General features: G+C 71.2%; 6 protein-coding genes. 5 read left to right on the forward strand and 1 reads right to left on the reverse strand.

Features of this window, described 5'->3' with window-relative positions; all coding sequences use genetic code 11:
• Positions 1-2: 2 nt before the first annotated feature.
• Complete coding sequence (locus JX005_RS15420) at positions 3-596, reverse strand: DUF3558 domain-containing protein (protein WP_246534071.1); 594 nt, start codon at positions 594-596, stop codon at positions 3-5.
• Positions 597-748: 152 nt separating this feature from the next.
• Between JX005_RS15420 and JX005_RS15425 the strand changes: the two genes are divergently transcribed.
• The 5 genes from JX005_RS15425 (at position 749) to JX005_RS15445 (ending at position 10156) form a co-directional block, all read left to right on the forward strand.
• The gene (locus JX005_RS15425; protein WP_214468482.1) at positions 749-1708 is read left to right on the forward strand and encodes an ABC transporter; all 960 of its coding nucleotides are present in this window, start codon (positions 749-751) and stop codon (positions 1706-1708) included.
• Positions 1709-2194, forward strand: coding sequence for a DUF6121 family protein (locus JX005_RS15430; RefSeq protein WP_214468483.1), 486 nt, complete (start codon positions 1709-1711; stop codon positions 2192-2194).
• An 84-nt stretch (positions 2195-2278) separates the two neighbouring features.
• Entirely contained in the window at positions 2279-2935 is a 657-nt protein-coding gene (locus tag JX005_RS15435; protein WP_214468484.1) for a spermidine/putrescine ABC transporter substrate-binding protein, read from the forward strand.
• 136 nt (positions 2936-3071) lie between these two features.
• Positions 3072-4208, forward strand: coding sequence for a serine/threonine-protein kinase (locus JX005_RS15440; RefSeq protein WP_214468485.1), 1137 nt, complete (start codon positions 3072-3074; stop codon positions 4206-4208).
• Positions 4208-10156: an Ig-like domain-containing protein gene (locus tag JX005_RS15445; protein WP_214468486.1), complete on the forward strand. Its 5949-nt coding sequence runs from the start codon at positions 4208-4210 to the stop codon at positions 10154-10156. The genes JX005_RS15440 and JX005_RS15445 overlap by 1 nt, the downstream gene beginning before the upstream one ends.
• Positions 10157-10163 lie beyond the last annotated feature (7 nt).

The raw sequence follows: 10163 nt of genomic DNA on the forward strand, positions 1-10163 counted from the left end.
GGTCAGCCGAAGACGCTCGTCACGATCGCGGACGTGTAGCCGGCGGGGGCCAGGTTCGAGAACTGGGTGTCGATGAGGATCCCGTCCCGCCAGAACAGCGTGCGGCCGTCGGTCACCGGGTAGGTCTCGTTCTCCCACGTCTTCTCGCAGCGCGTGCCGCCGTCAGGGGTGTAGCAGGTGAAGTCCTCCTCATCGGCGAGACCGTTCAGCAGGTCGAGGGCAGGCCCGCGCGACACGTAGGTGATCGTCGTGATCAGGCCGCTGGTGTCGGCGGCCGGATCGCGCCAGACGCAGATGAGGCTCCCGTCGTTCTGCAGGCCGGACGGGCCGAACGCCGGGTCGTTCAAGGGCACGTCGTCGAGCTCGGCGAGCACGGGCGCCGTGAGGATCGCGCGGCAGTCGTCGGGGATCTCGACCGGCGCGGTCGGGGTGGGACTGGCCGTGACGGTCGGGATCGGCGCGGACGTCGCCGCTCCGGACGACGAAGGGACCGGGTCGGAGCTCGCACCGGTCTCGGGCGCGCACGCCGAGAGCACGGTCACCGAGAGGAGGAGGGATGCCGCTGCGGCCGCCAGCCGCGACATTCGGTGGGACATGTGCCCCACCCTAGGTCGTCACCCGGACAGGGGATGACCACCACCTCGTGCGAATCAGAGGTGGAATCGCGTCGGCACGCCTTCCCTGCACACGGCGGACGCCGGGCTACTCTCGCTGTGCGGGATGTACCCCCGCGTGAGGAGTGCCTGCGATGAGTGACTCGAAGTCGACCTACGGAGAACCGGTCGAGGAGCCCACGCCCGAGGGTGACGTCGTCGGCCGTGCGCACGAAGGGCTGGCCGAGGCGGAGGCGGCACGCGCCGAGTCCGTCGAGCCGTCCGCGGCCGCACCGGCTGCCACGCCCTCCGACGCGACCGTCGACCCGGCGAGGGACCCCGCGCCCGCCGAACCCGACCCCTGGGAATCCGAGGACGCCGCCTCGCTGCAGTACGACCCGGCTCCCGCGCCGGCGTCCGGCACCGCCGTCTACGACTCCCCCGCAACCGCGGCATACGACTCGAGCGCCGAGACGGTCGCCGCCCCTTCGGTGGTCACGCCGAGCGAACCGGTCGCCGAGACCGTCGTCGCCTCGCCCGTCGCACCGCAGCCGATCTTCGTCCAGGCGCCCGAGGCGCCGCGCCCCCGCGGAAACCGCGCTGCTGCCGGCGCGATCGGCCTCGTCGCCGCCCTGGCGTTCGCGGTGCTCTACCTGGCCGTGTGGCTGGCCGTCGATGCCATCGCGGGCGAGCTGAACGTCGACGACGTGGCCGGGCACGTCCTGGCCGCCCTCTCTTCGTGGGTGCTGTGGGTGCCCGTCGTGGTGTTCTTCCTCTCGTTCTGGCTGCTCGGTGCGATCATCAACCGCGGCCGCTGGGGCTCGTGGGTGATCTTCGGCCTTCTCGTCGGCTTCGCCTCGTGGGGCGGCTACCTGCTCGGTCAGCTGTTCCAGGAGCAGTTCTGGAACATCACCGCGTCGCAGGGCGCCGAGCTGATGGAACAGCACCTCCTCGCACCGCTGGCGATCGCCGCGTTCATCATCGGACGCGAGCTCACGATCTGGTTCGGCGCCTGGGCCGCCTCGCGGGGCAGGCGCGTCACCGAGCTCAACGTCGAGGCGCAGCGCGAGTACGAGCGCACCCTCGAAGCGGGTCCGCAGCTCGTCCGGCAGTAGATGTCCGGCGAGCCGCAGGCGACGGGCGGACCGGTCCGCCCCGTCACCGCGCTCGTCTTCGCGACCGCGGGCTACGTCGCCCTCTTCATCTTCGGGCTCGGGATGACGAGCCTCGCCACAGCCGAGGACGTCATCGCGACGCCGGGGCTGGGGCAGGTGCCGGGCATCGTGGGGAGCGTCCTGTCGACGGCCGCCTTCGCGGGCGCCCTCTGGGTGGCCGTCCGTCGCCGGCCGGCCTCGTACGCGGGGGCGGTCTGGACGGCCCTGGCCTGCTTCGCCGGCTACGTGGGCGGAGTGTGGATCGGCGCCCTCGCGACCGGTGCCGAGCTCGCGGTTGCGTCGCCGGTCGCCGGGCGCATCGCCACGTCCTGGTTTGGCCTCGTCGTCGCCGCCGCGGGATTCGTCGCAGGGTGGGCGGGCATCGCGCTGGTCCGCACACGTGCGCAACGGCCGCGCTGGCCGTGGGAGGACGAGTTCGACGAGTAGCCGTGGTCGCGGCATCCGCTCTCTTCTCCGTTCTGATCCGCGCAATCGCGGCGCGCGCGGCGCCGCGGTACTACCGTTGACACCGTGGAGCGCTCTCTCGAGACGCAGGTCAGCCAGGCGGTGGACGCCTGGCTCGCGTGGCTGCCCCGCTGGGAGCCCGCCACCCATCGCGGCCGGGTGGCTCCTTGCCGCCGCTGCTTCGGCTCTCCGGTGCTGTCGGCGGCCGGACTCGGCGCCGATGTCCCGCACGGCGTGCAGCACGGGCTCTCCACGCGCATCAAGACGATCGTCGACCGCGCGGTGGCGGAGTACACCTCCCTCAACCTGCCCATGCTCCAGGCCGAGCTCGACCAGCAGGCCGCACGCAACCGCGCCCGCAGCTACCGCCCGGCGGAGAACCTCGAGCCGGAGTACGAGGGCCTGCCGCTCGACCCCGATCCGGTTCCGGGCGCTCCGTTCCTGTTCACGATCTCCGGGCTCGCGGAGGAGGCGGATGCCGGTATCCCGGCGCTGCCGCCCCTGAGCGACGAGGCCAAGGCGGCGCTCCGGCAGGAGGTCGGGCTCGCCGACGACTATGCCAACATGGTCGGCCGCGAGGTGTGCACGATCCTGCTGCATCACCGGCTGCGCATCCAGGCCGCGATCACCGAGTACGTCGAGCCTCAGATCGAGGCGATGCTGGACGAGCTCACCCGTTCGCTGGACGCACCGTTCGACCCGCACGATCCTTCGGCGGGCTGACACCCGCCGCGTTCGGCTGAGTCCACAGCATCAGGGCTTGCACAGGCTCATGGATACTGCTTTGTTAGCATGGCCAGGTTTGCTGTGCGATCGGCACGCCGGCTCTTTCGGCGGCAGGAAAACCGAAGGAGGAGACGTGGCCACGAGGCTCCCGTCCGCGCCTCCGATCCTGCCGGGTCTCGCGTACATCCGCCCCCTCGGCTCCGGCGGCTTCGCCGATGTCTTCCTCTACGAGCAGGACATGCCGCGCCGCAACGTCGCCGTGAAGGTCCTGCCCAGCGACGTCCGCGATCCCGACCTGCGGCGCATGTTCAACGCCGAGGCCGACGTCCTCGCGCATCTGTCGGCGCACCCGTCGATCGTGACGGTCTATCAGGCCGGGATCTCGGCCGACGGCCGGCCCTACATCGTGATGGAGTACTGCCCCGGGTCGCTGGCCCAGCGCTATCGCATCGAGCGGATGCCGGTCGAAGAGGTGCTCGCCATCGGGGTGCGCATGGCGGGTGCCCTGGAGTCCGCGCACCGGGCCGGGCTCGTCCACCGCGATGTCAAGCCGAGCAACATCCTCATCACGACATTCGGCACCCCGGTGCTGGCCGACTTCGGCATCTCGTCGTCGCTGATCCAGAAGAGCGCCGACGAGGTGCTCGCCATGTCGATCCCGTGGAGCGCGCCCGAAGTCATCGCCGAGCAGACGGCCGGCTCCATCGCCAGTGAGGTCTGGAGTCTCGGCGCCACGGTGTACTCCCTGCTCGCCGGGCACAGTCCTTTCGAGCGGCGCGAGCGCGGTCAGAACACCAAGGAGCTGCTGCGCCGCCGCATCGCCCGCGCCAGCTACACCGAGATCCCGCGCGCTGACGTACCCGAGTCGCTGCAGACCGTGCTGTCGACGTCGATGAGCCGTGATCCCGCCCGCCGGCACACCTCGGCGCGCGCGTTCGCCGATGCGCTCCGCGAGGTGCAGGCCGAGCTGGGGCTCTCGCCGACGTCGCTCGAGATCCCCGACGAGGAGTGGGCACCGGCATCCGCGGGCGTCGACTTCACCGACTCGGCGCTTCGGGGTCCCGCCCGCTCACACCTGGAGCGTGACTCGACCCGCAAGCGCCGCTCATCGACCGGCGTCTCGGGACTCGCGCGCGACGAGGACACCGAGTTCTCCTCGCCGAGTCCCTCGCGCAGGAGCGCCGTGCCCTGGATCGTCGGCGGTGTGGTCGGACTCGCTGTGGCGGGCGGCGCGGTGCTCGTCGCGATGTTCGCGACAGGAGTGCTGTGATGCGCCGGCGCACCATCGCCGGCCTGGTCGCGACGGCGTCGGCCGCCGCCGTGATCATCGGCGCGAGCGTGGTCTGGCCCGGGCTGGACGCGCAGGAGACACCCGACGTCGATACCGCGGTGTGGGCGCTCCAGACCGACGGGGGCCGGCGCTACGCGCGTGTGAACACCTCTGTCCGCGAGCTCGACACGGTGCGCGGGATCAGCAATCCCGACCGCGTCGTGCAGGGCGGTGAAGCGGCGTACATCTTCAGCGACAGCCTCAGCAAAGTCACCCGCATCGACGAGACCCAGCCCATCCATCTCGACGAAGAGGCGCTGCGCTCGTCGGCCTCCACGCCCGCCGGGACCACCGACGTGGCGACGGCGGGAGACTTCGTCGCCTATCGCACCGATGCCGGGGCGGTGTTCGCGGGTCTGCTGTCGGCAGGGGAGCCCGCCCAGCTCGATCCCTTCCCGTCGGAGGACGAGGACGCCCCGCAGTACACCGCGGAGGCGATCGCGGTCGACGACCGCGGCATCCTGTTCGCCTACTCGCGCGAGGACGGCTCCGTCCTGCGCTACGACATCGAGGCGGGCGAAGTGGAGGGTCGCGATCCGCTCGACGCGGAGGAGGTCGACGCGCCCGCGATCACCGCCGCGGGCGATGAGTGGGCGGTCGTCGATCTCGAAGGGGGCGACGTCTGGCTGCGCGGTGCGGATGCCTCGACCGAGACCCCCACGACGGGAGCCGTCGTCGTGGGCGAGCCCGACCCCGGCGGCACGAGCGTGTACGTCGCCGACGAGTCCGCACTCGTGCGCGTGCCGGTGGACGGCACCGACCTGGAGGTCGAGACCGGCGAGTCCGGAACAGTGCTCGGCGATCCGGCTCAGCCGATCGTCCATGACGGAGTCGTGTATGCCGCATGGCTCGCGCAGGGTGAAGAGGGCGGTGCCCTGTGGAGCTCGGACGGCGGGCGGATACCGCTCGACTACGGCGGCACGGAGATCCCCGATGAGCGGCGGCCGGCATTCGTCGCGAGCGATCGGGCGATCATCCTGAACGACACCAGGTCGGGCTGGGCCTGGACCGTCCCCGATGGCGGCCTCATCGCGTCGAGCCAGGACTGGTCGCTCGACGACCGCACCGAGTCCGATGCCGTGCCGAGCGATGAGCAGCTCACGGTCGTCATCGATCCGAAGCCCCCGATCGCCGAGCCCGATGCGTTCGGGGTGCGTCCGGGAAGTCTCACCGCGCTGCCCGTGCTCATGAACGATCACGATCCGAACGAGGACGTGCTCAGCATCGACCCCACATCGGTGTCGGGTCTGGATCCTGCGTTCGGGTCGGTGTCGATCACCGATGACGGTCAGCGTCTCGCAGTGCGCACTACGCCGGAAGCGCGAGGCACGGCCACGTTCTCCTACGCCGTCACGGACGGCACCGCCACCGCGGGCCTCTTCTCGGACACCACCACCGTGACGCTGACCGCGGCCGCGGCATCCGTCAACACCGCCCCGCAGTGGTGCGGAGTCGAGCGCTGCCTCGTCGAGTGGCCCCAGCCGGAGGTCGCGCGCGGCGGCACCATCACCGTGCCGGTCCTGCCTGGCTGGGTCGACCCCGAAGGCGACCCGCTCCTGCTGCTGTCGGTCGAGAACACCACTGCCGGGGGAAGCGTCGCGGCGACCCCGTCCGGCGATGTCGTCTATCAGCACAGCGACGACGGCAGCGGAGGCGAGCAGCTCGTCGAACTGGTCGTGACGATCGCCGACACCGAGGGCGCGACGACGCAGAAGGCGCTGGTCGTGCGGGTGTCGCCCGAGCCGCTGCTTCACGCGCAGTCGTTCGCCGTCGTCGACACGCTCGACACTGCGCTCACCATCGACGTCGCCCCGCACGTGACGGGCACGGCGGGCATGCTGAGGGTCGACTCGGTCCGGGTGCTCGACGATGCGGCCGCGACGGCCACCCCGATCGACGGCACGACCCAGTTCGACTTCTCGGCGAAGGAAGCCGGGACCTTCCGGGTCGACTTCACCGTCACGGACGGCGCGAGCGAGGTCACCGGCACAGCCCGCATCACCCTGCTCCCCTCCGACGCCCCCGCCGAGTTGGCGACGTCTCCCGTCGTCGCCTTCGTGCATCCTCAGCAGGACGCGACGCTCGACGTGTTCGCAGCCGTGTCGAACCCGACGCGGCGGGTCCTGCTGCTGAGCGACGTCGTCGCCGACGCGGACGCGGGCGCTTCTCTGACCGTCGACACCGTCGGCCAGAGCAATCTGCGCGTCTCGGGCACGACGGACACCGGCAGGCCCGGACGGCTCGGCACGGTGACGTACGTCGTCAGCGACGGAACGGAGGACGACGGATCGCGTGTGGTCGGCGAGGCGACCGTGTACCTGCTCCCCCTCGCGCCCGAGCTCGCGCCGATCGCCGTCGACGACACCGTCGTGGTGCGCGCGGGCGCCCAGATCGACATTCCGGTGCTCGACAACGACATCTCGCCGGCCGGCGGGCGACCCACACTCAACCCGGCTCAGGTGATCTCCTCGACCGACGACGCGCTCGCATTCGCCTCCGGCGACATGCTGCGCTACCTCGCGCCCAGCGAGCCGGGTGAGTACGCCGTCGACTACTCCGTCTTCACAACAGGTGCACCGGCCCTGGCCGACGATGCCCGGGTTCGCATCCGCGTGCTCGCGGACGAGGTGAACCGGGCACCGGTTCCCGACACCCTCGAGGGCCGAGTGCTCAGCGGGGCGTCGGCGCTGATCGAGTTCGACGGCTTCGGCATGGATCCCGACGGCGACGTCGTCACACTCGACCGGATCGTCGAGCAGCCCGAGCGCGGCGCGGCGACCATCTCGGCGGACGGGTCGTCGATCCTGTACTCGAGCGTGCCCGGCGACAGCGGGCAGGTCTCCTTCCGGTACCGCGTCGTCGACGCGTTCGGCGACACCGGGGAAGCCTCGGTGCGCATCGGCGTGCTCGATGCCGAGTCCAATCCCAGCCCGGTGACCTTCACCGACTACGTCCAAGTGCAGGCGGGTGAGGGGAACACCATCAGGGTCAGTCCCCTCGCGAACGATGTGGATCCGACGCTGGGGACGCTCTCGATCACCGACGTCCGCCCCGACCTTCCGGCGACGCTCCTGGACGGCACCGACAACCCCGAGTTCGACCGGCTCGACGAGCGGATCCTCCGCACCGATGGCACGACGGTCGAGATCGAGGCAGGCGTCGAACCGACGACGATGTCCTTCCTCTACGACGTCGAGTCCAGTTCCGGCAACACCGGGCGCGGTCTGGTCGTTGTCAGGGTCGTGCGCGAGAACGTGCCCGACTACCCGGTCGTGGCCGATACGATCCTCACCGCCGAGACGCGCGAGGACTTCCCCGACGGCGTCGACGTCCTCGCCGACAAGGCGGCGTGGTCGGGCGGCGACGTCTCCGACCTCGAGGTGTCGCTGTGGGGCGACCCGGACGGCGTGGATGTGGACGGCTGGGACATCAGTGGCGAGCTGCCCGCGAAGACGCGGCTGATCCCATTCGCCGTGACGGGCGAGGGATCGAACGGCCCCGTGACCACGTACGCGTTCCTCCGCGTTCCGGGTGACGACGACCTCGCCCTCTCGATCCGCTCCGGAGCGCCGGTGCCGGAGGTGACCGAACTCGAGTCGGTGACCTTCGACATGGCGGATCTGGTGGCCAAGCCCCGGGGCAGCCGACTCGAGGTCGGTTCGGACATGCGCGTGTCGGGCGCCCGGACCGAGGCTGCCTGCGTCGCCGAATCGGGCTCCGCGGTGCGGTACGACTCCGGCCCCGGCGCGCCCTGGGCGGACTCCTGCCAGGTTCCCGTGAGGCTCGAGGGCCAGGACGACTGGACCTATCTCTCGGTGCCCATCATCGTGAACGCCCTCGATCCGCAGCCGGTGCTGAGGGCGGGGTCGATGACGGTCGGACCCGGGGAGACGGCGACATTCGACCTGCGTGACATGACAACCTGGCAGCTGCGCCAGGGCTGGGACGCGATCCGCTACGCCCTGGAGTACTCCGGATCGACATTCGACGTGTCGCTCGAGGGATCCACCGTGACGGTGACCGGAAGCGACGCCGCGGTGCCCGGTTCGGAGGAAGCGGCGATGGTATCGGTGACCAGCCACAGCCTGGTGCCGCCGGTCCGCCTCATCCTGCGGGTGGGGTCGGCGCCGTCCACCCTGCCGCAGGGCGGCTCGGCGACGCAGCAGTGCTCCCAGTCGACGGGCTCGTCGTGCACCATCGCCGTGATCGGCGTGGGTGGCGAGGTCAATCCGCTGCCGCGCACTCCCCTCGAAGTCGTCGACGTGCGCCCGACCGGCGCCTGCGTCGGTGTGACGTTCCAGGTCGCGTCCGCCTCGGCCGTCGTCGCGTCCTGGACAGGGGACGCCCCCGGCGCCACCTGCTCCGCCACCTTCTCCGTGCGCGACGCACAGAACCGCACGACGAGCGGTGAGCGCGACGGACGACTGCTGCTCGATCTTCTCGGCTTTCCCAAGGCTCCCGCGAGCGTCGCCCAGACCGCGTACGCGGATCGGACCGTGACGCTGCGCGTCGACCCCGGCGAAGCGCGGCTGGCGTACCCGGCACTCACGGGCTTCGTCATCCGCTCGAACGGCCAGAACGTCAGCGAGTGCTCGGCGGACGGCGTGTGCGACGCCATCACCGCCCCCAACGGCGAAGAGCGCACGTATGAGGCGTTCGCGGTCAACGGCGTGGGGGAGTCGCGCGCCGGCGTGAGCACCGTGGCATGGGCATATGACACTCCGGCGGCCCCGGCGCGTGTCACGTGGGCGCCCGTCGCGACCGCGAGCGGCGAGGGCGGGATCATCTCCCTTCTCATCGAGGGCGTGGACGCCGCGGAGACGGGAACGTTCGAGATCGTGAGCGCCGCCGGTGAGACGCAGCGCGTTGCCGTCGGCCGCACAGAGGTGACCGTGCGGGTGCCCAGCTTCCGCGTGGGCTCCAACGCGGCCAACCCGGTCACGATCACGCCGCTGTCCCGCTTCGCTCTGCCGCCCGGCCTCGGCGGACAGCCTGCCGGCACGACGACCACGATCACGGCGAACGGCGTGGGTGCGCCGCTCAACGTGACCCTCTCCCTGGTCTCCCGGTCGACGGGCGACGGGCTCTCCACGATCGACGCCGTGGCGACCGCCCAGCCGAACGGCACCGGATCGCAGCTGCGCTACGGGATCGTGCCCTACGACCAGCGGAATTCCTGCGCCCCGGTCGCGGGTGGGGATCGCGCGTCGTTCCCCGGCATGGAGGATGGCCGCGACTACCGCTTCTTCGTGTGCGTGGAGTCCTGGTACGACGGATCCTCGTTCGGGTCCGCGTCCGCCGAGGCGACCGTGCGGGCGCAGCAGTCCGGCGTCGCGCCCCAGGGCTACACCTTCACGGTGGCTCCCGACCCGGTGATCGAGGGCCAGGCGGCCCGCTGGCGGATCGTCGACGGTCCCGCACCGGGTCAGGCCCCGCCGCGCTTCAACGTCGTGCAGTTCGAGGGCTGGGGCCCCGGCACCTCGGTGTATGACCGCGACCCCGGCATCCGCGTCTACTTCCGCCACCGGATCTGGGGCACCGAGTCCGACCGCGGTCCCGTGGTGCCCGCCGCGGGAAGCGCCCCGTACCAGGTGCAGGCGCGATGGGAAGTCGGGTCGTGCGTCGCCGGTTCCCTCCTGCCCGTCACGAGCTCGTCGAGCAACGGGGAGGCCGGCATCGCGTGGTCGGACGCCGGCGCGGTCTTCTACGACGCCGCAGGCACCGCGCTGCCCTACACGGCGGGAACCTGGACGGTGCCCGCCGGCGCGACGAGAGTGGAGGGTCTGCAGGTGACGGTCACGTGGAACGCCGCCTGGAACCTCGCACCTGCGACCCAGACCCTCGGGGCGGTCTGCGACCCCGGCACGCCCCCGGAACCCGCGCCGTGACCCTTAG

This window comes from Microbacterium flavescens, assembly GCF_018588945.1.
GTDB lineage: Bacteria > Actinomycetota > Actinomycetes > Actinomycetales > Microbacteriaceae > Microbacterium > Microbacterium flavescens.

Bases quoted from the DNA above. Each gene is read 5' to 3' on its own strand.
- JX005_RS15420 (WP_246534071.1), bottom strand. From the start codon at position 596: ATGTCCCACCGAATGTCGCGGCTGGCGGCCGCAGCGGCATCCCTCCTC.
- JX005_RS15425 (WP_214468482.1), top strand. From the start codon at position 749: ATGAGTGACTCGAAGTCGACCTACGGAGAACCGGTCGAGGAGCCCACG.
- JX005_RS15430 (WP_214468483.1), top strand. From the start codon at position 1,709: ATGTCCGGCGAGCCGCAGGCGACGGGCGGACCGGTCCGCCCCGTCACC.
- JX005_RS15445 (WP_214468486.1), top strand. From the start codon at position 4,208: ATGCGCCGGCGCACCATCGCCGGCCTGGTCGCGACGGCGTCGGCCGCC.